We start from the raw sequence: 26,468 nt of genomic DNA on the forward strand, positions 1-26,468 counted from the left end.
GATTCAAGCTATAAGAACAGGACGGTATATGTATTGTCCAACGGTGCCGATGCTGTGTTGATTAGTACCGCACCTTACGGTGATATCAATGCAAAAGGTAAAATTTACGAAATTGTTTCTGAAAATGAAGGTGATTCGGAAGCGGTAGAAGGACAGCAAGAGCCCCAAGGATTTAAACTTCAGAACGCAAAAGTCTATGATTCACAATTGCATATGTGGATAGACAGTAAAGAATTGGAGATTACCCTCCTTAAAAACAGCATTATACTGAAAAACAACAGCATTGTAAAACCGTCCGAGCTAAAGAAAGGAGACAGTATAAGGCTTATCAAGAAGGACGGAAATCGGACAGGAGATGCCTACATTATATTCGTTGATTAAATATATTTAGCTTGCGGAGGCGAAGCAGTATGATAAAAAGGGGATTGGCATTTATTACAACCATATTTATAATTATGATTATAGCAGGTGGGTTACCTGTATATGCAAGAGAAGGGGATGGTGGATACGAAGGAGGTATCTCCAGCGGAGAGGCACCGGGCAAGACCTCATTTGAGTATAAAGAGGTATGCTTTATAACCGGTGAACCCGTAGTATTTGAGGGAACTCTGACCGTAAAAAAGACATTGAAACAGGATAAAACAACAGGGAAAAATGTAATTACGTCAAATTACACATACAACCTTAAGAACCTTGAAAAAGACGCAACCTTGACAAGATTTCTGTCATATACACTACTCTTACGGAAAAGGGGAACGGTCAGATAATTGAAGAGACGGGGTTTGGCGGAAGATGCACCGAAGTGGTGAGAATCGGCTCTACTACATATACTTTGGAAAGTTATGATTTTACAAAGACAAACATAAAGGATCCAAAGCCTGCAGTGGACTATTTTGCCGGGAATTTGTGGGGAAGAAAGACATACAGGACCGGTACCGGTACAAACAGCGGAGAAGTTACCGTTGAGATATCCGGAGATTATTATGGATATAACCAGTTTTGGGGAACAGTTGAGACCCAAGTTATAAATTATGTGATAGAGAGTCAGAAAAAAAGCGGCGGAGTAATAGACCGCTGGGGTGGAACTGCAAGTGTAAGTATTTCGTCTACAACAACAAAGAAGATTGACTATGTTGAAAACAAGCCGGATGTCATAAGCTTTGATGGCGGCTTTGTAGAGAGCCAGTACAACAACAGCATACTGCAGTATACGGCAAAACTTCCCGAGTTTGACCATCAGGGTGTTTCCACCGACAGAATGGTTGAGACAAAAGGAAGCCTTATGATTGAAAGTTTTCCCACAAGCAGAAGGCTTTTGGTGCCGGAGCTGAATCATTTGAGAGGACACTGGCTGAAAATGATATCAAGGCGCTGTACAGCTTGGAAATATTCAAGGAAAATCCCGCAAGGTTTGACCCTCAAGAAGTCATGACCAGCAGAGTTTGCTGAAGCCATTGTGCTTGCTGCCAGTGAAGTCCCGAAAGACTCGCTTCTTGTGGAATCTAAAACCACCAAAAAGTCTTCTAACATAAAAGAAGAGATAATATCTCCTTTTAACGATGTACCGACGGGAAGCAAATACTTTGAAAGCATAAACAGTGCATTTAAAAGGGGAATGATAAGCGGAAGAGGGGACAAAATTTTTGCTCCTGAGGATTATCTTACTACAGCGGATGCCATTACAATATTGATAAGGGTTTTGGGGCTTGAAGGGCTTGCTCCTTCAAGCGGAGCAGTGACGGTGTTCAGGGATAGTGACGATATTCCCGGGTATGCGAGAAATTCGGTCTATGTTGCCTATAGAATCGGTCTTGTAATGGGAGATGACAAAGGCTATCTAAAGCCCAATGACTATATTACAAAAGCCAGGGCAGCGGTAATTATCAATAATTTTATAGATTATATGAGAAATGATTTAAAAAAGGATTACAGAGATAGGATTGTAAATTATTAAGTGCTGATAAATAGCATCAAAGAAAAGGGGAATGAATGTGACGGGCAAATCATTAAAACGGGTACTGTTATCTTTAGTTATCTTCTGTATTTTAATTTCGGGAGTAGGAATTGCGTATGCGGAGGAAGTTGAGATAGAAGATAAGGGAATTTCTTATTCGGACTATTTCAAAGGAATTTTCGATATGGCAGAGGACAGATACAAGGGCGAAGTGACTAGGAAGCAAATGATAGAAGGTGCTTTGAAGGGGATATTTGATACAATGGACTCTTACACCGTGTATTATACAATGGAAGAGGCACAGGCCTTTTTTACCGATATAAACGGCTCTTATACGGGAATAGGAGTGGTCATGTCGGAAGTTGACGGAAAAATATTGATAGACCGGGTGTATTCATCTTCACCGGCAGAGGAAGCAGGCATAAAAAGCGGCGACGTGATAGTTGAAGTTGACGGCAAAAGTATTGAGAATTTTTCTTTAGATGAAGTGGCCGGGCTTATAAAAGGCCCTAAGGGTACAAAGGTTGTAATAGGAGTGTTGAGGGATGGAGCGGACAAAATAATAAAATTTGAAGTGACCAGAAGAGAAATAATTCTAAATCCTGTCACCTATAAAATTGATGGCGATATAGGCTATATAAAGCTGGAAATGTTTAATTCCAATGCAAGCAAGGCCATGGAAGAAGCTCTTAGGCAAATGGATAAGAAAAATATAACGAAGATAATTCTTGACTTGAGAGACAACCCGGGCGGGGATGTAAATCAGGCAGTGTCAATTGCCAGAATGTTTGTGAAGAATGGGCTTATTACAAAACTCGATTTCAAGTCGGAATCGCAAATCGATGAGGTTTATTATTCCAATTTAAAAGAACTGAAATATAAACTCGCGGTATTGGTGAATGAATGGAGTGCAAGTGCTTCGGAGATATTGGCAGGAGCCATACAGGATACCGCTTCGGGGACTCTCGTAGGATCAAAAACCTTTGGTAAAGGCAAGGTCCAAAATCTTTATCCCATACTGACACCGGAAGCAGTGGAAAAGTATGAAAAAGAAACCGGAGAAATATTTGTAAACGGATATGAGTTAATGGGAAAGTACGGTATATATCCATCCGATGATGAAGTAATCGGATGGCTGAAAATAACAACAGGGGAATACTATACTCCCAATGAGGATGATTGACGGGGTTGGGCTTGAGCCTGACATTTACGTAGAAAATAGCCCGGAGGGAAAATATAAAGTTCTTGAAGGGATAAAAAAGCTTCGAAAGGTGACAAAACCTTCCCTGAACACTGAAAGCGAGGATGTGTTGAACGCGGAAAGCATTTTAGCGGTATTGGGATACGATGTGGGGACACCGGATAATCTTATGGATGAAAAAACCGTTCGGGCGGTGGCACAGTTCCAAAAAGACTGCGGATTGTATTCTTACGGTGTTTTAGACTTTGCCACACAGCAGGAGCTGAATGATAAACTTGATGAATTGATTCTTATGAAGGACAGGGACAGTCAATATGAAAAGGCAGTTGAATTACTCAAGAATTAATATGTATTTGAGACTGTCATACGTGTCTAAAAATAATATATGATTAAATATGGAAAATATATTGACATACAATTTTGTTAACTGTATAATTATTGTAAGAATATATATTTTATAATCTTTACGGTTGACACTTTAAAAATTCCTTAATCTAGTTTTGCATTATATTCATCGACATAAATTAAATCCGATAGATAAGCTGTTAACCTATGTGGTCCAAAGTTCCAAATGAGTGATGAGTTTTATTTTATTGTATTACCTTCTATTATTGTGCTTGATTTTTATTTGCATGTGGGAGACAAGTTTTTGTGAAAAATGTGTACTTAAACTCACTTGATTTGGAATGGAGAAGTTATTAATTTAGGGGAGAATATTATAATTAAAAAAATAATATTATAATGACCGGAAAGTTCCTGAAAGGTTTAGGGGAGGCAGAATTTCATATTCTGTAAAAGTAAATGGGACTTGGGTCTGCGAGGTTAGCAGCTTTTTTATTAGTTCATCAAGATTTTTCGCTTGTAAAAAGATTTTCTTACATTGCTCCGTTATAATTCCATCGAAGTTTATCCCTGGAATAATAATTGCATAAAAAATTTCTATTGACACTCTCAAGACTCATATATAAAATATAATCGTATGTTCTTTATAATTTATTTATGACGATAAAATATAAAATTTTAAGCAATAATCAAATCAGCCGTGAAGTGCTTTCCCGGCTGAAGTTGTTTTTTCATGGAGGATTGAAATCATGTCTGTTAAGTACATTTTTGTAACTGGCGGTGTTGTTTCCGGGCTTGGAAAAGGAATAACTGCCGCTTCACTGGGGAGACTTTTAAAAGCCAGAGGTCTTCGAGTTACTATTCAAAAGTTTGACCCATATATTAATGTCGATCCGGGTACAATGAGCCCGTATCAGCACGGAGAAGTGTTCGTAACCGATGACGGAGCTGAGACGGACTTGGACCTGGGTCATTATGAGAGATTTATAGATGAAAATTTGAACAAGAACAGCAATATCACCACCGGTAAAATATACTGGTCCATTATCAACAAGGAAAGAAAAGGCGATTTTCTCGGTGGTACTGTGCAGGTTATACCCCATGTGACCAACGAGATTAAAAATAGAATTTATCTGGTTGGCAAAAACAGCAATACCGATGTGGTAATTACCGAGATAGGCGGTACAGTAGGGGATATTGAGAGTCTGCCTTTCTTGGAAGCTATTCGCCAGGTGGCAAGTGACGTAGGCAGAGAGAATGTGATTTACATACACGTTACCCTTGTCCCGTATCTGAGTAAGTCCGGAGAGCTCAAGACAAAGCCTACTCAGCACAGTGTTAAAGAGCTAAGAAGCCTTGGAATACAGCCGGATATAATTGTCTGCCGTACGGAAAAGAGACTTTCAAACGAAATGAAGGACAAGATTGGGCTATTTTGCAATATACCGGGAGAGTGGGTAATTCAGAATCTTGATGCGGAGTCCCTATATGAAATTCCTTTGATGCTTGAAGAAGAAGGATTGGCCAATATTGTTTGCAAGCGTTTAAATCTTAATTGTGTGGAACCGGACATGACCGAATGGTGCGAATTGGTAAACAGGCAGAAAAACTTGAGCAAGTCTGTGACCATAGCCCTTGTAGGAAAATATGTTGAGCTCCACGATGCATATCTTAGTGTTGTAGAGGCTCTCAATCACGGAGGAATAGCCAATGATGCTGAAGTAAATATAAAGTGGATAAATTCCGAAGAGTTAAGTGACGGCAATCTTGAAAGCATGCTTGGCGATGCAGACGGTATACTTGTGCCCGGGGGATTTGGCGACAGAGGTATAGAAGGAAAAATTCTTGCAGCAAAGTATGCCCGTGAAAACGGTGTTCCGTACTTTGGTATTTGTCTTGGAATGCAAATGGCTGTTATAGAATTTGCAAGAAATGTCGTCGGTCTTAAGATGGCAAACAGCTCAGAATTCGATGTCGAAAGTCCTCATCCTGTCATTGACATTATGCCGGAGCAAAAAGATATAGATGAAAAAGGCGGTACAATGAGACTGGGACTTTATCCTTGCAAAATCAAAAAAGACTCCGTTACTTATAACATATATGGGGACGAGCTTATATATGAAAGACACAGGCACAGGTATGAGTTCAACAACGAATACAGAGAGCTTTTGACATCAAAAGGATTGGTTTTGGCAGGTTTGTCTCCAAGTGAAAAGCTGGTAGAAATTATTGAGCTAAAAGAACATCCCTGGTTTATCGGAGTTCAGTTCCATCCGGAGTTTAAATCGAGACCCAACAGACCCCATCCTTTGTTCAAGGATTTTATAAGGGCTGCAGTGGAAAAACGATATAAACAGCAATAGTATAAAAGTGGCTTAAAGATATAAAAAACGGCTGTCCGGTTGACGGACAGCGTTTTTAAAGCAATTGCTTTATTTAATTATTTATCGGCTTTAATTGCGCTGTAGAATGCTGCAAAGCCTCCGAAAAGAATCCCGGTTATCGGAAATACCACCCAGCATATGTGCCAGAGGTTAAAAACAAAGCCACAGAACAAAAAGATGCAAACCGCAAGCGGCCAGATAACTCCGGCAATAGCTCCTATGACTTTATTCTGTTTTATTTTTTCCGGATTGTAATCGCCTGTTTTCATTAGCTTTTTATAAGAATCGGAGACACTGCTGCTTGTTATAAAAATAAATACTGCCGCAGCTATCATTAAAAGCATAACGCATACTCCAAATTCGGCCAAAGGTTTATACAATGAGAAGGCAAGCAAAACAACGACAGAGAGTATGCAAAGACTGACGCCTATAATAATACGGATACTTTGTTTTTGATTAATGTCAGGTAATTCCGAGTTTAAAATGTTTCTTAAACTCGATGAGATTTCAAACTCGCCTTTTTCAATGAATTTGTACTTTTCGTGCTTTGTTTCGGAATATATGAAGAGAGCCACAGCTGGAACAATGAATAAAAACAAGATTATAACAGGCAATATTTCTCTGGTGTCTTCACTGAGAAATTGAAAAATCAGATTGCGCTCCAGCAGCAAAAATAGGAATATTAAAAGGGTAACTCCCAAAAAAATCAGCCCGACTCCTGTTGCAATCAAGTAGGAAGTTTTTTGTTTCAGTGAAATAAATTGCATTGCTACGTCATCATCTATTACGGGATATTTTCCGCTTTTTGAAGACGGGGAAATATCCATTTCCTCCAGCAGTTCATCTATGTTGCCGAATTCGGAAATAACAATACCGATAGCTTCATTTTCAGGTTTTCCGCTGTTCTTAAGTTCGTTATATCTTTCTTCCATGTTGTAGTAAATCTCTCTTTTTAGTCTCTCCATTTCTTTCGTTTTGGGTAAATTGATAAAAATGTTGTCAAGATAGCTTTTAATTGTCTCCATAACTTACCATCTCCTTTACAAATTTATTAATTACTTTTTTGGTCAGTTCCCACTCTTTGCACTTTTCTCTATAGTATTTGATTCCCTCCGGGGTTATCCGGTAGTAAGTTCTCCTTTTACCTTGAGTTTCTTCTCCGTAGTAGGATTCGATATATCCGTTTTTTTCAAGACGCGCGAAGGCAGAGTATAGTGTCGTTTCTTTCATAACGTATAGCTCGTTTGTTATTGAACGGATATTTTTTGAAATCTCATAGCCATAGGAATCACCTTCTATAAGGAGGCTTAGAATAATGGTGTCGTTATAACCCCGTATTACATCACTGCTAATCACCGGAATTCCTCCTTTAATATTACTACGCCTGACGTACTTCGTCTGTCGTGGTAATATTGTAACACAATTACTACGACAGGTAAAGTAGTTATTGAAAAAAAAGTCAAAATTTAAATATTTTCATGCAAAATAATGTTCATCTGTCCTATATATAGATTTTGATACAAATAATTTAATGTATAGTATAATTCGTTTTCAATTTGTAAACAATTATACTAAACAATAAAAGTTTATATTGTAAAAAAAATTAGGGTATGGAACCATTTTGGAATTAAAAATTAATCTAAAACCAGTTTGATTACCGAATACGGGGGGATAATATTATGTTAAATTCATTAAATGGCGCAAACAAGAAAAATATATTACCGAAGGTACTTACGGCAGTTATCCTTTTGATAACGATTCTGTCGGGTGTTGCATTAATATCCTATTCCGAGAATGTTAGCAACGGGCTGGCCGATAACATAATTCGCCTGCATGTGTTGGCAAACAGTGATTCTCCGGAAGATCAGCAGCTAAAAAGGGATGTCAGGGATGTTGTAATAAACTTTATGAAGGGCAAGCTTGAAAATGTCAAGGATCTGGAAACGACAAAAAGGATAATAGAAGAAAACTCTGAAGCTATAAAGCAGGTTGCCCTTAATGAGATTAAGAGACAGAATAAAGATTATGACGTGAAGGTTATGCTTGGGAAGTATCCTTTTCCCACCAAGGTTTATGGGGATATAAGTCTTCCGGCCGGAAACTACCAGGCTTTAAGGATTGTTATCGGTAATGGAGAAGGACAAAATTGGTGGTGTGTGCTTTTTCCACCCTTATGCTTTGTGGATGCTACTCACGGAACTGTGCCGGATTCGGTAAAGAATGATTTGAAAGAGGTTCTTAGCGACGAGGAGTATTGTCTTATTACAACATTAGATAAAGATGAAGAAATTGATATAGAGATAAAATTCAAGATTGTTGAAATGTTTCAGAATTCAAAGATAAAGATTGCAAGTGCAATGAATAGAATATTTCAATAATGGGCACAGGAAGATAATTTAATGCATAAAATTCCCTGCTGGATTTTCATGATTTCCTTCAGGGAATTTTCATGTTTGCCGTTTCAAATTAAAAATGAAGGCAGCATATTGAAGATATACATGCATTTGATATATACTTTATATATATACTTTTATCGTATATATTTTTTTTAGAAGCATTTCTTTTTTTCGCAAGGCTGTTGTTAAAAACTTTTATATCCCCAAAAATGAGGTGAGCTATATGATGAGAGTTTTCTTAGAAAACGGTAGCTTCTATTTGGTTGTTATTGCAAGGCTGCTTTTGGCATGTGTTTTGGGAGGATTGATAGGTTATGAAAGAGAGAGCACGAACAGGCCTGCCGGCTTTAGAACCCACATTTTGGTATGTGTTGGCTCGGCTCTTGTTATGATAACTTCCCAATACATTTTTGAAAATTACAAGGGGATAACGAATATTGATCCTGCCCGCCTTGGAGCGCAGGTAATCAGCGGTATAGGTTTTCTTGGTGCGGGCACCATAATCCGTGAGGGTGCAAACGTCAGAGGCCTTACTACTGCAGCAAGCTTATGGGCGGTTTCTTGTGCCGGGATCGCAGTAGGTATCGGCTTTTATGGAGGAGCAATTATAGCTACTGTAATTATTTATATTACGCTTATTTTGCTAAAAAGAACGGAGAGGCATATTGCGAGGAAAAGAAGATTGAGTGTGTTCTATATACAAACTGAAGATTTGCCCGGACAAATCGGTATAATAGGCAGTATATTCGGAAAGTATAATGTAACTATAAGGAATATAGAGTTTATAAATGACGAAAAAGGAAAGGATGTACTGATAAAATTTACAGTAAAAGTCCCTGCAAGCATATCCAGGGAAAAAATAATGGATGAATTGCATAAGGTGGACGGAGTGAAAAAAGTTACCGGATAATAGTACATAGCGAGAATTTTTCCAATTTGAAAAATATTTTAGAAAATGTTTGACTTTTTTAATGCTTTCCCCTATAATTCATTTGTTTACAATTTTTTGGGTTTTTCAGCGAGAAAGAGGGGATTTATAGTGCCAAGAATGGACCAGCTCAAAACACCCGTTTTTGATGCTGTTAAAAGATATGTTGATAGCAATGTAATACAGTTTCATGTGCCGGGACACAAGCAGGGAGCAGGACTTGCGGAGCTTAGAGAGTATATAGGCGAAAGAGCACTCCGGATGGATGCAAACGGTATGGAGGATCTGGATTTTGCAAACAACCCAACGGGGGTTATTTATGAATCGGAAATGCTGGCAGCACAGGCTTTTGGGGCACAACATGCCTATTTTTGGTAAACGGAACTACAGCTGGTGTTCAGGCAATGATTATGAGCGCTTGTGAGCCCGGGGATAAGATAATAATTCCTAGGAATGCACATAAGTCCACAATAGGTGGAATTATATTGAGCGGTGCAATGCCGGTGTATGTGCAGCCCGAAATAAATGAAAAATTGGGTATTGCCATGGGAATTACGGAAGAAAGTCTTAAGAAGGCAATAAAGGAGAATCCCCATGCAAAAGCTGTGTTCATTATCAATCCTACTTATTATGGTGTAGCTTCAGATTTAAAATCCCTTGTAAGAATAGCTCACAGACACGAAATGGCTGTTCTTGTGGATGAGGCTCATGGGGCGCACATGTCTTTTCATAACGATTTTCCTCTGACAGCAATGGAGGTTGGCGCCGATATGAGCGCTGTAAGTACTCACAAGACCGCGGGTTCACTGACGCAGAGCTCGTTGCTGCTTCTAAGGGGAAATATGATTAGCCCCGAGAGAGTAAAGCAAGTTTTGAATCTTACGTATACTTCCAGTGCATCGTATCTTTTGATGTGTTCCCTTGATATTGCAAGAAAACAGCTTGCGACAAAAGGAAGCGATATGCTCGAAGAAACCTTGAGACTTGCTAGAATCGCAAGGATGAGATAAATAAAATTGAAGGTTTGTATGCATTTGGAAAAGAACTCATTGGAACACCCGGATGTTTTGATTTTGATGAAACGAAACTGGGAATATGCGTATCCGGCCTGGGCTATACCGGTTATGAGATGGAAGCAAAGCTCAGAAAAGAATACAATATTCAAATCGAAATGTCGGATCTTTCAAATATACTGGCAATAGTAAGCATAGGAGATAAAGAAGAGAATCTTACTGCACTTATAAACGCATTAAAAGATATTTCATCAAAGACTGAGAAAAAGGAATATCCCAAACCGCCGTTTATTCCTCAAAATCCCAAGATGATAGTATCTCCGAGGGATGCATTTTACAGTCCTAAGAAGATAGTTCCTCTGGACGAGTCTGTAGGGGAAATAGCGGGAGAAATGGTTATGGCTTATCCTCCCGGTATTCCGGTGGTATGTATGGGTGAGAGAATTACTCAGGATGTAGTGGATTATATAAAAATACTGAAAGAGCAAAAAACTCAGCTTCAGGGAACGGCGGATCCATACATTAATTCCATACTGGTTCTTGGTGTGGATTAACAGTTCATACCGTATTTACTCCAATTTAATTTCCAAACCAATCACTTTTAGGTCTAATTGCTTTTCTTTCTGAATACAAATAGGACTATGACAGGAAAAAGTACATGGCATAAGCACATGAGGATAAGGCAAGGAAAAGGAGTGATTGGTTTTGAGTATTTTGGAGTCGGCTCTACAAGATGCCAATAAGGATAACCGGGTTAAATACGGCCTGAGTGAAAAAGAGGCGGAAAAAAAGTATAAAAAATACGGTCCCAATGTCTTAGCGGAGAAGAAAAAGATATCTCCTTTTAAAATCCTTATTGCGCAATTTAGTGACTTTATGGTTTTGATTCTTCTGGCATCAACCTTGGTTTCAGCCTTTATGGGAGAGTTGACGGAGGCAATAACCATTGTGTCAATCGTTATTCTTAATGCACTTATGGGATTTATTCAGGAGTATCGAACCGAAAAGACCATGGAGCGCTTAAAGGGCTGGCAGCGCCGGCAGCTAAAGTGGTAAGAGACGGAAGGACTGTGGAAATACCCGCGGAGAGGGTTGTACCGGGAGACCTTGTGCTTCTTGAGACCGGAGACAGGGTTCCTGCAGATGCTGTTTTGATAGAATCCCACGGACTGTATGTGGATGAGTCTTTGCTGACCGGTGAATCCGTACCGGTGGAAAAGCAGACTGAATCCGGCGGCAGGAAAAGTACAAATGCCAACGAAAAAAACAGCCAGGTATATATGGGGACAATTGTAACCAGCGGAAGAGGAAAGGCTGTTGTCTGTTCTACCGGAATGATGACTGAGATGGGCAAAATTGCAGATATGATACAGAATATTGAAACGGAACAGACACCTCTTCAAAAAAGGCTCGATAGTTTAGGAAAATACATAGCTTACGGATGTCTTGCTATATGCGCAATTGTTACGATAACTGGCATACTGAGAGGAGAAAAACTCTTTACGATGTTCCTTTCAGGTATAAGTCTTGCAGTTGCGGCAGTACCGGAAGGGCTTCCGGCGATAGTGACCATTTCTTTGGCCTTGGGCGTCCAGAGAATGTACAAAAGAAACGCCCTTATAAGAAAGCTTCCGGCTGTGGAGACTTTAGGATGTGCCAGTGTTATATGTTCGGACAAAACGGGTACTCTGACAGAGAACAAGATGACGGTTAGGAAAATTTACACCAATGGAGGCTTTGTGGAGGTCAAGGGAAGTGCCCTTAGCAGCGAAGGAGAGTTTATTTCGGCTAAAAGAAAAATAGACCCCAAGAGCAGCGATAGTCTAAGACTTTCTCTTGAAATCGGAGTGCTGTGCAACAATGCATCAATGGTGAGATTAAAAGAAAAAAGGCCTCTTGAGAAAATAACATCACTGATTCCCAGGACTGAAAAATGGGAACTGAGCGGAGACCCAACCGAGGCTGCTCTTCTTGTGGTTGGAGCAAAAGGAGGGTGCTTGCAGGAAGCGCTAAACGAAAGCTATATCAGGATTGACGAGCTGCCTTTTGATTCCGATAGAAAGTGCATGTCGGTAATATGCGAAAATGACAAAGGAGAGGTCTTTGTTTTTACGAAAGGTGCTGCGGATGTAATTATTGAGAAATGCAGCAAGTTGTATACTTCAAAGGGAATTGCGGATTTGAATGAAGCCGGGGTTAAAAGAGTGCTTAAAGCAAACGACGGTATGGCAAATGAAGCGCTGAGAGTGTTGGGCGTGGCTTTTAAAAGGTTGATTCGAAAAATTACAGGCATAGTGATGTGGAAAAGGACCTTGTGTTTGCAGGATTAATAGGGATGATAGACCCGCCAAGGAAAGAGGCGTTGGATGCTGTGCGAAAATGCAAACTTGCAGGGATTAAGCCGATAATGATTACCGGGGATCATAAAATAACTGCTGCAGCTATTGCAAGGGAGCTAAATATAGCTTCTGAAGGTGACAGGGTGCTGACAGGAGCACAATTGGAACAGATAGATGACAGAAAGCTTGAAGAAGTAGTGGATAAAGTATCGGTATATGCCAGAGTTTCGCCCAGGCATAAGCTGAGGATAGTAAAGGCGCTGAAAAAGCTGGGCCATATTGTTGCAATGACGGGTGACGGTGTAAATGATGCTCCGGCAATCAAGGAAGCCGACATCGGCGTAGCCATGGGGCTAACCGGTACGGATGTCACAAAAGAGGCGTCTTCAATGATTCTCCGTGACGATAATTTTGCGACCATTGTTGCAGCTGTGGAGGAAGGAAGGGTCATATACAACAACATCCGAAAATTTATCCGATATATGCTTTCTTGTAATATTGGAGAAGTACTTACCATGTTTGTGGGCACTCTGATTGGACTTCCGTTGCCTCTTCTGCCGATTCAGATATTGTGGGTTAATCTGGTTACAGACGGACTTCCGGCAATAGCATTGGGACTTGAACCGGCGGAGAAGGATATCATGCTGAGGCCTCCGAGGGGAGCAAAGGAAAACATATTCTCCAATGGTCTTTGGCAGCTCATAGTATTTCGCGGCGCTCTTATAGGTTTTAGCACTTTGGCGGTATTTGCAAGTATACTAAACTTTACATCCAATGTTCATGTTGCAAGAACCGCAGCCTTTGTGACATTGGTTATAACCCAGCTTATACATGTGTTTGAGTGTAAGTCGGAAAGAAAAAATATATTCGAAATACCGTTTTTTAACAATATACCGCTTATACTGGCAGTCATGTGTTCCCTCATAATGATATTGGGGGTTGTATATGTGCCGTTATTCCAAGAAGTATTCAAAACCGTGCCTTTATCTCTCAATGACTGGATTTTGATAGGAGGATTTTCCGCATTAGGCCCTGTGATTTCAAGTTTTTTCAGGGTCAACTACAAGTATATAAGAAGATAAGGAGAAAAACTTAAAAAAAGTTAAAAATTTTAACCATTTTGTAACCATTTCATATCAGCTTTAATATATAATAAACTCGAAGTACTTCAAAAGATGAAAAGAAATCAAATAAAGCTTTGGCGTTCTTGTATACAAGAAGTGGCGTGATGGCATTGAAATATTGACCGAATGAATGCAATATAGTCTGGAAAACGGACATTGCATTGTTGTTGAAAACTATATAGCAAATATCAGTACCACCGTATTGGTAATCATACCTTGTTATATATGCAGCATTATTGAAAACTGATTATGTCCTTAATAGGTACCAATGAAATTAGCACAGTATTGCATCCTTCATTACTTTTACACTTATCCTCATACAGTTAGAAGAAAGTTTTTATAAAGTTTATCACGCGCGTGTAACTATATATAAATGTTATAAAAAGCGAATAACACAGGGGGAAAAATTTTAGGGAATCATTGGTTGTGTAAAGATATTGTAAAGTCCGCATGTTATATAAGTTTTTAGATGCTTGCAGACTGATATTAGAGAGAGAAAAAAACGTCCTGCTCGTCATGCAAGACTTATAGGGTTCGGAAAAGACTGTAAAGGTTCGCGCGATGAGCAGTATGGGTACAATTTAAACAAGAAATGAGAGATTAATATTGTACAATATTAAAAGATGGGGGCATGAGTGTTTTAAAAGTACGGGTGATCACCTACGTTTTAGAAATGTTGAATATATAGATGAAAAACTTATTGATGATTGTTGAAGAAGTTGTTTCAAAGCAGCAATCCTCCTATAAAAATCGGAATTAGTCCCATAGCGGGGCTGCATTTTTTTCATACTAATTTTCCTCCAATAAATTGACTTGGACAACGTTTGCAGGTTTAAAGCATAAATTGCGTTGTCTTTATTTTATTATCTGGTCCGGTTGATTTTGATTGTTGATTTGCGGTTGAGCGTCACGGCTTTCTACATATCTCAACAATGCATACTTATGCTTTCACCTCTTCAAATCGAATTTGTAGTAATTAGATCAATTTTACGTACAAAATCTGGATTGTATGCAATTTTTCTGGTATTATAAATATAGTAATGTAATTTTTGAGTGATAATTGACAATGGTCTTTCTAACCTGTTCGAGACTGATAAATTCGACTTTATACAGCTCACATCTTCAGGGGGTTAGTACTTTACAAATAAAGTAAAATAGTCTGAAAAGTAAATATAGGACTCTGCATTTTCATTATGTTAATGTATAATAATTAATAAAAGATTCAATGTATTGTAATATGTGAAAGATATCATAATTTTTAAAGTCAATAAAGCTCAATTGCATTATTTTGTTTGAAAAGGAATGATTTGTTTATGGGGGCTAAAGTATTAATTGTTGAAGATGAGAACGATATTGGGAGCTTTATAGTTAGAACCTTAAACAGGAAGGGTTTTAACGCAATCCAGGCAGAAACCGGAAAAGAAGCATTGAGGATGGTGGAACTGGAAAAGCCCGAAGTTATATTGCTGGATATAATGCTTCCGGATATTGACGGATTTGAGATATGCAAAAGAGTTTCCAAGGAACACCCGGAAATATCAATAATAATGGTTACGGCAAGGGGTGAAGATATAGACAAGATAAAAGGCTTGGAGCTTGGAGCTGACGATTATATAATCAAGCCTTTCAACCCTATGGAACTGGTGGCGAGAATAAAAGCAGTTATCAGGAGGACGAACAAGTCAGATAATTCAAATGAGGTTATAATAGGTCCCTTCAGAATTGACTATAATTCTCAAAAGGTGTATAAGAATGGAGAGAGCTTGGAACTGACACCAAGAGAATTTTGCATATTGAAGGTGTTGGCAAATAATTTGAATAAGGCTTTATCGAGGAATGAAATTCTAAACTGGGTGTGGGGTGAGGACTATGTGGGAGACACCAAAACTGTCGATGTCCACATCCGACGGCTTAGAGAGAAAATGGAGGATGACCCGTCATGTCCCCAATATATAGAGACAGTATGGGGGAGAGGGTATTTACTGAGAAAGGAAGATTGACTTGCGGGGAATCAGGGCAGAATTGTTGGGACTTATCTGGTTATTACTTTTTTATCGGTATTGGTTTTTGAAATTATTTTGATTTATGGACTTGTAGAGTTTTATTATTCAAGTATTGAGGCCGAGTTAAATCGTTCCGCACAATCGATAGTTTATAATTACAATCAATATCTTAACAATTATGAGTTATATAAGGATGCCAAAGTATTGTTGGAATACATACCTGGGAATACTGTGGCACAGGTTCAGATTATTGACGACAGAGGGGTTTTGCTTGCCGATTCCATAGAGCCTTCTATGGAGGGAATGGAGCTTAATTATTACGATATCAATATGGCATTGAGCGGCAAGCAATCCATTTGGAAGGGAAAGATATCCCAAACGGGTGAACCGGTTTTTTCGGTCTCCTGGCCTATAACTTCTCCGGACAGCGAAAAAGTCATTGGAGTAGTAAGAGTAATTACTACTCTTTCTGATGTAAATGAAATACTGAAAAATCACATAATCATTCTTGTCTCTTTAGGATTTTGCATTGTTTTTCTGATCTTTCTAACAGGGCTGGCCTTGACCAATACAATTATAAGTCCGGTTAAGGAAATAACGTCTGCTGCGAAAACCATGGCTCAGGGCAGATTTGATGTACGAGTATCTAAAAGATATAATGATGAAATCGGAGAACTGGGAGATACTCTGAATTATATGGCTCAGGAAGTTTCCAACCACCAAAAAATGAAAAATGATTTTATTGCGTCAATTTCCCACGAACTTCGTACTCCCCTGACATCAATAATGGGATGGATAATTACAATTAATTCGGGGGATATTGACAGCAAAGAGGAATTAAGGGAAGGGTTGGACATAATCGAGAAAGAGAGCAAGAGGCTGGCGGTTCTTGTGGACGAGCTGTTGGATTTTTCAAAGTTTGATGCGGGAGTTATTACATTAAGAAGAAGTACCGTGAATTTGGGTGAGCTTTTAAGTTATATAAAAAGGCAGATGGAGCCTCGGGCTGTACGTAAGGGTATAACAATAACAATAGACGTTGACGAGGAACTTCCATGGATTGACGCAGATGAAAACAGGCTGAAACAGGTCTTTATAAACATTATAGATAATTCGTTTAAATTTACGCAAAAAGGTGGGTATATTGATATTATAGGAAGAAAGAAAGAAAGCAGCGTTTTGATAAGAATAGAGGATAACGGATGCGGCATTCCAAAAGAGAATATACCGAAGGTTAAACAGAGATTTTTTAAAGGTGATAGTCTTGTTTCGGGCAGCGGCTTAGGACTTGCCATTTGTGATGAGATTATAAAACTTCACAATGGTGAATTGAACATTGAAAGTACTGTCGGAAAAGGTACAACAGTGGATGTAATCCTACCCGTGCAGCTCGAAATTTAACCTTTTTGTAATCTTTTTTTTACATTATAATGTAAATTATAATATGTGAAATCGAAATTTTACAGGTTATTGAGAGGGTAAAGATGGGTGGAATTCATACTACTGCAAAATTGATATTAATAGGCATTGTATTTTTATTTGCGGCTGCAATAATGATTTCAACAACAGGCTGCGACATTTTGCCGCCTCCTGCCAGTGCAATAAAGCCACCACAGTATGCAAACATGACTTCAGGGGAAGTTGAAAATTCCAAAGCAATAGCACGGAGGTTTTTGGCTCCGGGAACACAGTTTTCATATCCGGTTAACCCTAAAAATGCTGACGCTGTTTGGGAAATTGATATTGATGGGGATGGCCGGACAGAGCTGCTGGCTCTATATAGGGGAAGAGACCTTAAAAACAACGGAGTTGAAGTATTTGGGGTATTTATATTGAAGCAGGATAAAAACCGGGAGTGGCAGATTTTCTGGCAGCAGCAGTATACTGCAAGTATTGTGACTCTTGATTGGGCGGATGTCAGGGATATTACCGGTGACAACTATCCTGAACTGCTTATTGGCTGGAATATGGGCTACAGATTGGGCAGTAATCTTGATATATATTCACTGAAGGAAGAAGTGGAACCTAAACTGATTTCCAGCATCAAGTATTCTGAAATTGTAGGTATTGAGGACAGAAGAGGGGTCAATAATGAAATTAAACCTGTACTGATGATGTACCTGTTTGATGAAGAAATGTACGAGTCGGAGAGTGAAGGCAGAAGGGATGAATATTTCTGCATACTGCAATGGGATCACAAGGAATGGATGGAAGGCGGACTTGTAGAGGCTGATGATTTTTATTCATCGTATTATGTGGGGATTATTGAGGATTTAAAAAAGAGTCTGGAGAGATATAGAAACGATTACTATAGGTGGTATGTTCTTGCAATAGCTCAGTTAAGATCCGGAAAGCCGTTGGAAGCGCTGAAATCTATCGACACTGCTTTGGAAATTACTCAAAGATATATTGACAGGCATGGAGCAAAAACCATCAAAGAGGTTCATAAGTATCAGAAAAAAGCTAAAATACTTAAAGCACAAGCATATATTAAAATAGGAAAATACTATGAGAGTATAATTGAATCCAATTTTGCACTGGAAAATTATAGTGTTGACATTGATGAGCTTTTGCAGATCTACTTGAATTTAGGATACGCATACACAGGTCTTAAACAGTACGGGACTGCCAGTATGTATTTTAACAAGTCGTGTCAAATGGCCGAAGCTGCCTATAAAGAGGGGACGGCATTATATTTGTTGTATTCATACAAGGCCAAAAAAGAGTTGGAATACATCAAACCCTTTCTGACATCTTCCGGCTAAAACAGCTCTTGGATTTATTCGCTTTTCCTGGTAAAATGATTACAGTGATTATTCATAGCAAGATGAGAAATGTTTTTTAAGATTTGATTGAGGGAGTGAATTTATGAGTTTATTGGACAAGTTGGAAAGGAAGTTTGGTAAGTTTGCGATAAAAAGGCTTCCGATGTACATTGTCATCCTGAATTTGTTTGTATACATGTTAAACTTGCTTGACGGAAGATACATTGGTTACCTTTATCTTATTCCGTCTAATGTCCTTAAAGGCGAGATTTGGAGACTGGTAACATATGTTTTTATCCCGCCGATGACTTCAATGGAAGATGTATTATGGCTCTTTTTAGCTGTGTATTTTTATTATATTATGGCAACGGGGCTGGAGAGTGAATGGGGTAGTTTCAAATTCAACTTATATTATTTGCTTGGTATGATAGGCACAACCGTAGCAGCATTTTTTATTTCGATTCCTGCCACAGCAAACTTTATAAATTTGTCTATTTTTCTTGCATTTGCATATTTGTACCCCGATTACCGGATTTATTTGTTTTTCGTTATTCCAATCAAAATCAAGTATTTGGGCTACATTTCATGGTTTCTCATTATTTCTTCGCTTATAGCATCGCCATTAATTATGAAACTTTATATAATTATTCCGATAATGAACTTCTTCATATTCTTCGGAAAGGACATTTTTCTAAGATATAAGACAAGGGGAAAGTCGGTATATAGGAAAAGCAAGTATATGACCAACTTCAGAGAAAAGGAGTACATTCACAAATGCACAGTATGCGGTATAACCGAAAAGGACAATCCGGATATGGATTTCAGATACTGCATGACTTGCGAAGGCCATCATGAGTATTGTATGGATCATCTGAAAAATCACGAGCATATAAAGGAATAATGTAAATAGGCAGTAACGGTAAAGTTATAAGAGCATGGAATATTTTGCGGAATATATTTATAAATATAGAAGGGTTGGACAAATAAACATTGAGTTTTATAATTTGTGATAACACATGTTTGGAATTTATGCTATAATATTTTACGAATTAATATATTTGTCTAATGGACAAATATTTAATATCAATACAGCAAAATAACACTAGGGGGTAAAAAACAATGAGAAAAATTGCAAGAAAGATATCGATGTTACTGGTTGTTGCACTTTTGGCAGTATCAATGGTGGCATGTACCAGTGATGAAATTGCGTTAATTGAGGCATTGGCGAAGACATCAAAAATTACATCCTATGAAGGTAATACAAAGGTTCAGCTGAGCTTTAAAGGTAAAGGATTTTCCGAAGACACACAAAAGGCAATGGATTTTTTGGCTTCGTATCTTGATGGATTTACACTTGTAGCAAATCAAAAGTATTCATCCAATGAGGAGAGGTCAAAAGCGAAGATTGCTATGGACGGTAATTTGAGTATGCAAGGGCTGAGCGTAAACTATGGATACTGGCTGGATACGGACATCACAGGTGAGAAGCCTAAGATGATACATATTGTTGAGCTTCCTCCTGCAATTACCCAGCCGGTTTTCACAGCGAACCAAATAGAAAGCAAGAAGTACATTACTATCGATTACGGTGCTTTGCTCGGTGGGGAAGATTTAGGAATGTCCTTTGACTTAAAGAGCCTGACAAAAGATAGTGTTGAATTGCAAGAGATGTTACTTGACTTTTTCAAAACAGCTGCCAAAGACTTTGACCCCGGTATGGTGGCAGTAACCAAAAAAGGTTCTGCTGTTACTGACAAAGGGGAAAGTGTTACGGAATACGAATTGAAATTGAATGATGAGTCAGCAAAGAAACTCTTGCATGCCTTTATAAATGATTTCATATTGCAGGAAGATACAATAGAGTTCGGTAAAAAGTACATGGAAGCAGCTGTAAATATGTATGATTTCCCTGAAGAGGAAAAGCAAGTGGCTTTGAACGAAATCAATCAAGGTTTGGATGTGTTTGCAACACAGCTTCCTGTATACAGGGACAGTGTAACGCAAGTATTTGAAGCAATAAAAGATATTCAATTCTTTGGTGAAAAAGGCTTGACAGTAAAATACTACATAAACAAGGACGGTTACTTTGTAGGAGAAAAATCGACTGTTGAATTTGAAATAAGATTGGCGGATTTTGCAGCATTATTAGGCAATGTTATTGATGAAGAAGAAAAAAATGGCGTAATTTATTTTACGATGGATTTTGAAAATTCAGTTTACAACGTAAACCAAGAAGTATCTGTAGAGATTCCGGAAGTAACTGAAGAAAATTCATTTGATATTTTCAATAACATATTGACGGAGGCTCCATCTATTGGATTTAATTCAGGCATTGGTATAGTCGGAAGTCCGTCTTTCGAACTTCCAGCTTTATCCGACGGAATTAATGTTGTTATGAACGGAAAAGTGGTATCTTTCCCTGATGTAAAACCTGAAAACATCAATGGAAGAGTACTGGTTCCAATAAGAACCATATCTGAGGAAATGGGCGCTGAAGTATCCTATAATGCTGAAACAAAGCAGGTTCTTATTGTGAAGGAAGACATAGAAATTCTGCTGACACTGTTCTCAGGAAGCTTATGTTAACGGAGAATTGGTAATGCTCGACGTACCGGCAAACGTTATTGAAGGACGTACAATGGTTCCGTTGAGATTTGTTTCCGAGAATATGGATGCAAAAGTTGAATGGGATGGAAATGCTAAGATTGTATATATCTATTATTGATATGCAAAGTAAATAAAGACCTATAAGTTTTTATAACAGAGAGAAAGGATAGCGTTTTTAAAGGCGGTATCCTTTCTTTATTTGTTTAAATTAATTCTGTTTTTGCTATTATATAGCCGCAATAGATATAAAGCTTTAAAAAACTGAGATTGTTTGGTAAAATGTAAAGGCAGTATAAATTTAGTACATCATAAGGCAGTTTCTTAAGCCAATCGCTTATTAAAATTTATTACAAAGGGGGAGAAACAAAAATGAAGAGGGGAAAACCGCAAAAAGTAATTGCTCTAATGCTGGTCGTAAGTTTCATTGTCAGCAGCTTTGCAGTGACATCCTTTGCTGCTGAGACTGTGAAACCGTATTGTACCAAAGCTTCGACGCCGGTTATGGCGGTGAATCTTGGAGGAAACGAAGATGTCACCTATGGCGGAACCAATTTTAAAAAACAGTCGGCCTATGGCAACCTCAAGGTGGATGTCAAGGGACCTTCCGATTCCGTAAATCCCAGCGGAACAGTCAATGCCTTTTCAATCATTCAGGCGGAAAATTGCGATGAAAACCATGGACTGGAGATTGAAAACTGTCCGGATGTAGGAGGTACAAAGAATCTGGCGTATATTGCCAATGGAGACTATACAGCATATTATAATGTCTATTTTCCAAAGGGAACAAAAGGTTTTATAGCAAGGGTTTCGAGTGATACCGAAGGAGGATATATTGAGCTTCGGGTTGACTCAATCTCGGGAGAAGTGGTTGGACGCTGCCTTGTAGAAAACACTGGCGGCTGGGAAAAGTATGTAGATGTGTACTGTGAACTTAATAAAAATATTGAAGGTGTACATACTTTATATATGGGTTTTGCCGGGGAAAGGGACGGCCTTTTTAATGTGAACTGGTTCAGGTTTACAAAGAGCCCGTACGAGCCGGTAATGACAAAAAGCCGTGACGGCGCAGTTGAAGGAGCCTATTTATACAAGTTCATTGATTTTGGAGAGGAAAGTATTCCTGCGAAATTTAAAGCACATTTTTCAAGTGGTGTGAACGGGACAATAAGTGTAAGACTTGACAGTCCTACAGGAGAGGTTATAGCAACAGTTGACGGTAAAAGCGGCTCTGGAGAAGTTGAAGGACGTATTATCGAATCTGTTACCGGAATCCATGAATTGTATTTGACCGATGATAAAAACGGTACTCTAATATCTAAGGTTGATTGGTTTGTATTTGAACCCATAGCAGAATCTAAAGGAGTATCCGACGGAAACCTTCAAAATCTTGTTAAAACAAGTGTAAGCGGATACAATGTAAACCTTGAGGCTTCTCTTGATAAAAACAACGTGTACGAAGTATATATTCATCCGGTAGAGTTTCGCGAGATAAATCGTCAGATATTCGACCTTTATATAAACGGTACTTTGGTGGATACTATTGATACCGAGGAGTCGGGACTTGATTGGGAGAAAAAAGGACCGTACATCACGAAGGTTTTGGATGACGGAAAACTTAGTATCGAGTGTAAGTCCAGACAGGGTAATGTATCGTTGGCAGGCTTGGAAATCAACAAGATAACATATTCCAAAGCTTTTTCCGATGTAAAAATCAAAGATTGGTTCTATATCCCTGTAATGGAGCTTGCAAGCCAGGGAGTTATATTCGGTAAAGGAAACGATATGTTTAAGCCACAGGACCATATAATTGGAGAGCATGTGGCATATATGATGTTTAATGTTATGAAAGTGTCCATTGCGGAAAACGACAAGCAATTTAGTCCTGAGAGATACAGAAACTTGTCGGATGTACCTCCGAATTATTGGGCATATCCGTATATGAGTGCTTATTACAACTATTTCTTTAGAGAAAAAATGCTAAGATATGATGTTAACACCCGTGTTCCTTACAGTGCAAAAGAGTATGAGGAGAGCAAAAAGGTAAGACGTGAGGAATTTGCCATGGCAATTATAGGGGCAAGACGCCTTGACTATAATGAAGACGGCAGGGTGTTTGTACTGGATCCGTATCTTGAGCCTTCAGCAATGCTGAACAAGTATAAGGATAAGGATGCCGGCAAGGTTACCGATTCCTTCAGGTATTTTGTGGAGTTGGCTTTGGAGAAGGGATTGATGAAGGGTGACCAATTTGGAAATCTAAACCCGAAAAATCCGGTAACAAGAGGAGAAGCCGCAGCGTTTATATACAATGCTTTAAATCTTGATGAAAACAATTTTGAAAAGCCAAAGCAAGGGGAAAAACTGTCCGTACCGAGGATAACGGCCAAAAAGAGAAATATAAATGTGGGAATTCTTATTTTGCCGGCACCGGCATGGGATTCGATAAATAACATAGCAGTAAACGACTCCAATCCCGACTTTACTTTGATGGAGCTTTTGAACAGGAACATAAACAAGCCTATGGACTGGGAGTTGGTAAATCCCCATCCGCCTGCCTTTAACAAGAGTGAATACAAGGATATAATGCACCTTAACTCATCCAAGATACCGGGAATCGACAACAGCAGCTACAGCGATTTTTGTGCATATTTTAAGGACTTAAAGAGCGTGGCTCAGGCCCAAACCGACCTTGAAGCAGATATAACCTATCTTGGTACAGTGGGTTATACCGAAAATATAAATAAGTCTAAGTTCTTCAAATATTGGGAGGTTGACTTGGATGATCCGAATTTGACACCGGAAATGATTGCAAAAGATTATGACCTTCTCTTCCAGACATCCCACGGTAAAATAACATATTCGAAGGATGTCCAGGATAAGGTTAAAGCATTCCTTAAAGCAGGAGGCCAACTGTGGTGGGAAAACTGCAAAGGACTTGAAATTGAGTCCGGGGACGGATTTACGGAAGAAGTCAAGTTCGTATCCCTGCATCCGGGACACAACCGCAAATATCCTCAGATTCCGGTTTTGGACAAAGACGGAAAAATGCACGCACTGTTTGACAATATTTATACAATCAATCCTGAAAAGACATCCCGTGTATTTGCACCGGGCATATACAACAAGAACACAGAAATATCAATGCTGGGTGACGGTGAAGAATGGCTCAACGATGACAACAGGTATCTTGACGATTTGCTGCCCGAGGATATTGTAATTCTCAATATTGAGAATACGGATACCGGTGAAATACTACCAAACATGGCGGTAAGAAATATAGATAACGAGGATGCACCTGACGGAAGAATAGTAATAACTACAAACGATATCGGATGCGGTATATCAAAGTTTGTAGACCGCGGCGGCGGAAAAGCCGTTGAGGACTACAAGTTCTGCTACAATCTTTTGGGATGGATGTCAAAGATAGATGTCAGCTTTGATGAGACAACTGCCAACCAGTGGGACGGAGGCAGTGAGTTCTCTGTGGAAGCTACATTTACAAACAATGGAGCGAAGAAACAGGTTTATGATGTTACTTACGAGTATGACACCAAACTCTGGAATTTGGTGCCTACCGGCGACTTTAAAAATTATAAACAGACTCATCCATGGATTAAAGCCGTAGATGAAAACGGATATCCGAAGAAAATTGAACTTGAACCGAATCAGACAGAAGTGGTAACGTATAAATTCAACATCAAGAAATCAAATCTCCGCTGTTATGACTTTATAGTGAAGGCGAGTGAATCGGGTGCGAAGTATACCCGTGATATGGCAGAAACACTGTACAGACTGAACAATGTAAGGTTGAGGAGCCGGTATTCTCAGGAAGACGGAATAACGGAAGCGAAGCTTCTTTTGATGTGACGATCAATGCACCGGAAGAACCGGATAGTGACCTTAGAACCGAGGATTATGAGCTTAACATAAAGATTAAAAAGGATGGAAGCTTTATTGATCCCGAGACCGTTGTAAACAATATTCAGCTCCTGACCGATAGAAATACGCCTCCACTGGAAGGTTACAATTACAAGTATTTGGTAGATAATAAAGGTGTGTTGTATCTAAAGGTTATTATAGAGGATACGCTGATTACAAAGCCGAGCGAGAAAATTCGCTTGAATGTATCCTTAAAGAATCTTGACGGCGGAAGCTATGAAGTTGTAGGGAAGATAGAAGTAATAGATCCTATCTCCCGTCAAAGACTTGCTTTCTCGGATGAGGCGGTTTATAAAGTTAAATAGAATGCTGTAAAAACATATGTAATCCCTGTGCAATACCTGATTTCATGGATATGCACAGGGATTTTTCATAATATTGATGTTATTCTATTAATATTTTTTAAAAAGATATTAAAAATATGTTTCAATCGCTAAATTTTTTAAAAAAAGATAAAACTTTTCTTCCAAAAACGACAAATAAGTGATAGAATTCTATATTATATGGATTTCAGAGGCTTATATATTTTTATACGGTGTTGTAAGGGTGGGAAAAATGTACAAAAGAAAAATTTTTTCAAGAAAGAAAAAAAGGTTGAGGTATGCTCGAATTAGGACATTGGTCATGCTTGCGTTAATTGCCGTATGCAGTGTTGCTTTTTTTCAGAATAAAGGAAAGAGTAAAGATGAAGAAAAGCTTGTCAACTCTTATGCGATAGGTACAACGGATGAGGCCGATACTGCGAATAACAATAGCGTTAATGCAGACAATACACTCATTAACGGCATGAATGAAGATTACACGGATAAAAAAGCAAAGGATGACAGCGAAGAAGAAAAAGAAGATATAAAATCAAAGAAAATCGATGATTGGCGTTTGATATTGGTGAATGCGGATAATCCGGTGCCCGATGATTATACTTTTGAACTAACAAGTTTGGATGAATTCCGAACGTTTGATTCAAGGGCCATAGGCGACCTTAAAAAGCTTATTGAGGATTGCAGGCGTGAAACCAGGGGCGTCATATGGGTTCAGTCGGGATATAGAGACAGAAGTGCCCAGGAAAGATTGTATAATGATAAGGTCAAGCAGTATATGGATTCAGGAAAATCAAGAGAAGAAGCTGAGAAATTGGCAGTTACTTCAGTTTCAAAACCCGGGACAAGCGAGCACGAGATTGGCTTGGCTGTGGATTTCAATTATGCAAATTTTGAGTTTGAGAATACGAAAGCTTTCAAATGGCTTATGGAGAATGCCCATAAATATGGGTTTATTTTGAGGTATCCTGAAGGCAAGCAATCGATAACAAAGGTCGTATATGAACCGTGGCATTTCAGATACGTCGGGAAAGAACATGCAGAAGTTATAAAATCAAAGGGATTCTGTTTGGAAGAGTATATTGAATATCTGAAAAATCAACAATAAGCCGGAATATGGGTCGGTTTGATACAAGTATATTTTGGCTAATAAATG

18 protein-coding genes and 3 pseudogenes are annotated in these 26,468 nt (G+C 38.8%); 19 read left to right on the forward strand and 2 right to left on the reverse strand.

Annotated features, from left to right (window positions below):
* Nucleotides 1-33: 33 nt before the first annotated feature.
* The 7 genes from JCM21531_RS21325 (at nucleotide 34) to pyrG (ending at nucleotide 5,860) form a co-directional block, all read left to right on the forward strand.
* Nucleotides 34-381 (forward strand): hypothetical protein, encoded by a 348-nt coding sequence (locus JCM21531_RS21325; RefSeq protein ID WP_243467406.1) that lies wholly within the window; start codon nucleotides 34-36, stop codon nucleotides 379-381.
* 29 nt (nucleotides 382-410) lie between these two features.
* The gene (locus tag JCM21531_RS21330; protein WP_243467407.1) at nucleotides 411-767 is read left to right on the forward strand and encodes a hypothetical protein; all 357 of its coding nucleotides are present in this window, start codon (nucleotides 411-413) and stop codon (nucleotides 765-767) included.
* Between the two features lie 35 nt (nucleotides 768-802).
* Complete coding sequence (locus JCM21531_RS21335; protein ID WP_243467408.1) at nucleotides 803-1,432, forward strand: hypothetical protein; 630 nt, start codon at nucleotides 803-805, stop codon at nucleotides 1,430-1,432.
* Nucleotides 1,433-1,456: 24 nt separating this feature from the next.
* Nucleotides 1,457-1,954 (forward strand): S-layer homology domain-containing protein, encoded by a 498-nt coding sequence (locus tag JCM21531_RS21340; RefSeq protein ID WP_243467409.1) that lies wholly within the window; start codon nucleotides 1,457-1,459, stop codon nucleotides 1,952-1,954.
* Between the two features lie 37 nt (nucleotides 1,955-1,991).
* Nucleotides 1,992-3,137, forward strand: coding sequence for a S41 family peptidase (locus JCM21531_RS07785; protein ID WP_243467410.1), 1,146 nt, complete (start codon nucleotides 1,992-1,994; stop codon nucleotides 3,135-3,137).
* Nucleotides 3,124-3,501, forward strand: a complete 378-nt coding sequence (locus tag JCM21531_RS21345) for a peptidoglycan-binding domain-containing protein (protein ID WP_243467411.1) — start codon at nucleotides 3,124-3,126, stop codon at nucleotides 3,499-3,501. Before JCM21531_RS07785 ends, JCM21531_RS21345 begins: the two co-directional genes overlap by 14 nt.
* A 745-nt stretch (nucleotides 3,502-4,246) precedes the next feature.
* Complete coding sequence (gene pyrG, locus JCM21531_RS07795) at nucleotides 4,247-5,860, forward strand: CTP synthase (protein ID WP_038288855.1); 1,614 nt, start codon at nucleotides 4,247-4,249, stop codon at nucleotides 5,858-5,860.
* 77 nt (nucleotides 5,861-5,937) lie between these two features.
* Here the strand turns inward: pyrG and JCM21531_RS07800 are convergent, their stop codons facing one another.
* Nucleotides 5,938-6,906 (reverse strand): permease prefix domain 1-containing protein, encoded by a 969-nt coding sequence (locus JCM21531_RS07800; RefSeq protein WP_038288856.1) that lies wholly within the window; start codon nucleotides 6,904-6,906, stop codon nucleotides 5,938-5,940.
* Entirely contained in the window at nucleotides 6,893-7,237 is a 345-nt protein-coding gene (locus JCM21531_RS07805) for a PadR family transcriptional regulator (protein ID WP_038288858.1), read from the reverse strand. The genes JCM21531_RS07800 and JCM21531_RS07805 overlap by 14 nt, the downstream gene beginning before the upstream one ends.
* Before the next feature lie 323 nt (nucleotides 7,238-7,560).
* Here JCM21531_RS07805 and spoIIR point away from each other — a divergent pair, with 323 nt between their 5' ends.
* The 12 genes and pseudogenes from spoIIR (at nucleotide 7,561) to JCM21531_RS07860 (ending at nucleotide 26,420) form a co-directional block, all read left to right on the forward strand.
* Complete coding sequence (gene spoIIR / locus JCM21531_RS07810; RefSeq protein WP_054847047.1) at nucleotides 7,561-8,259, forward strand: stage II sporulation protein R; 699 nt, start codon at nucleotides 7,561-7,563, stop codon at nucleotides 8,257-8,259.
* Nucleotides 8,260-8,500: 241 nt separating this feature from the next.
* Nucleotides 8,501-9,187, forward strand: a complete 687-nt coding sequence (locus tag JCM21531_RS07815; protein WP_038288860.1) for an MgtC/SapB family protein — start codon at nucleotides 8,501-8,503, stop codon at nucleotides 9,185-9,187.
* 126 nt (nucleotides 9,188-9,313) lie between these two features.
* Nucleotides 9,314-10,772: pseudogene (locus JCM21531_RS07820) on the forward strand (aminotransferase class I/II-fold pyridoxal phosphate-dependent enzyme).
* 151 nt (nucleotides 10,773-10,923) lie between these two features.
* Nucleotides 10,924-13,639 (forward strand): annotated as a pseudogene (locus tag JCM21531_RS23635) (calcium-translocating P-type ATPase, SERCA-type).
* Between the two features lie 1,355 nt (nucleotides 13,640-14,994).
* Nucleotides 14,995-15,681, forward strand: a complete 687-nt coding sequence (locus JCM21531_RS07830) for a response regulator transcription factor (protein WP_038288861.1) — start codon at nucleotides 14,995-14,997, stop codon at nucleotides 15,679-15,681.
* A gap of 60 nt (nucleotides 15,682-15,741) precedes the next feature.
* Nucleotides 15,742-17,085, forward strand: a complete 1,344-nt coding sequence (locus JCM21531_RS07835) for an ATP-binding protein (RefSeq protein WP_243467414.1) — start codon at nucleotides 15,742-15,744, stop codon at nucleotides 17,083-17,085.
* Between the two features lie 83 nt (nucleotides 17,086-17,168).
* On the forward strand, nucleotides 17,169-18,449 hold the full coding sequence (locus tag JCM21531_RS07840; RefSeq protein ID WP_038288865.1) for a VCBS repeat-containing protein: 1,281 nt from the start codon (nucleotides 17,169-17,171) through the stop codon (nucleotides 18,447-18,449).
* 103 nt (nucleotides 18,450-18,552) lie between these two features.
* Nucleotides 18,553-19,350 (forward strand): rhomboid family intramembrane serine protease, encoded by a 798-nt coding sequence (locus JCM21531_RS07845; RefSeq protein ID WP_038288868.1) that lies wholly within the window; start codon nucleotides 18,553-18,555, stop codon nucleotides 19,348-19,350.
* A 1,493-nt stretch (nucleotides 19,351-20,843) separates the two neighbouring features.
* Nucleotides 20,844-21,174: pseudogene (locus JCM21531_RS24840) on the forward strand (copper amine oxidase N-terminal domain-containing protein).
* Between the two features lie 251 nt (nucleotides 21,175-21,425).
* Nucleotides 21,426-24,923 (forward strand): carbohydrate-binding protein, encoded by a 3,498-nt coding sequence (locus tag JCM21531_RS07855; RefSeq protein WP_243467415.1) that lies wholly within the window; start codon nucleotides 21,426-21,428, stop codon nucleotides 24,921-24,923.
* A complete protein-coding gene (locus JCM21531_RS21375) occupies nucleotides 24,920-25,300 on the forward strand; it encodes a hypothetical protein (protein WP_243467416.1) in 381 nt (126 codons plus the stop codon). The genes JCM21531_RS07855 and JCM21531_RS21375 overlap by 4 nt, the downstream gene beginning before the upstream one ends.
* A gap of 250 nt (nucleotides 25,301-25,550) precedes the next feature.
* Complete coding sequence (locus tag JCM21531_RS07860) at nucleotides 25,551-26,420, forward strand: D-Ala-D-Ala carboxypeptidase VanY (RefSeq protein WP_038288871.1); 870 nt, start codon at nucleotides 25,551-25,553, stop codon at nucleotides 26,418-26,420.
* The last annotated feature ends 48 nt before the right edge of the window (nucleotides 26,421-26,468 follow it).

The sequence above is a fragment of the Acetivibrio straminisolvens JCM 21531 genome (assembly GCF_000521465.1).
GTDB classification, from domain to species: domain Bacteria; phylum Bacillota; class Clostridia; order Acetivibrionales; family Acetivibrionaceae; genus Hungateiclostridium; species Hungateiclostridium straminisolvens.

Excerpts from the sequence above, each read along its gene's own strand:
- JCM21531_RS07840 (WP_038288865.1), top strand. The coding sequence starts at position 17,169 with ATGGGTGGAATTCATACTACTGCAAAATTGATATTAATAGGCATTGTA.
- JCM21531_RS21345 (WP_243467411.1), top strand. The coding sequence starts at position 3,124 with ATGAGGATGATTGACGGGGTTGGGCTTGAGCCTGACATTTACGTAGAA.
- JCM21531_RS21330 (WP_243467407.1), top strand. The coding sequence starts at position 411 with ATGATAAAAAGGGGATTGGCATTTATTACAACCATATTTATAATTATG.
- JCM21531_RS07845 (WP_038288868.1), top strand. The coding sequence starts at position 18,553 with ATGAGTTTATTGGACAAGTTGGAAAGGAAGTTTGGTAAGTTTGCGATA.
- JCM21531_RS07860 (WP_038288871.1), top strand. The coding sequence starts at position 25,551 with ATGTACAAAAGAAAAATTTTTTCAAGAAAGAAAAAAAGGTTGAGGTAT.
- spoIIR (WP_054847047.1), top strand. The coding sequence starts at position 7,561 with ATGTTAAATTCATTAAATGGCGCAAACAAGAAAAATATATTACCGAAG.
- JCM21531_RS07815 (WP_038288860.1), top strand. The coding sequence starts at position 8,501 with ATGATGAGAGTTTTCTTAGAAAACGGTAGCTTCTATTTGGTTGTTATT.
- JCM21531_RS07855 (WP_243467415.1), top strand. The coding sequence starts at position 21,426 with ATGAAGAGGGGAAAACCGCAAAAAGTAATTGCTCTAATGCTGGTCGTA.
- JCM21531_RS07830 (WP_038288861.1), top strand. The coding sequence starts at position 14,995 with ATGGGGGCTAAAGTATTAATTGTTGAAGATGAGAACGATATTGGGAGC.
- JCM21531_RS07800 (WP_038288856.1), bottom strand. The coding sequence starts at position 6,906 with ATGGAGACAATTAAAAGCTATCTTGACAACATTTTTATCAATTTACCC.
- pyrG (WP_038288855.1), top strand. The coding sequence starts at position 4,247 with ATGTCTGTTAAGTACATTTTTGTAACTGGCGGTGTTGTTTCCGGGCTT.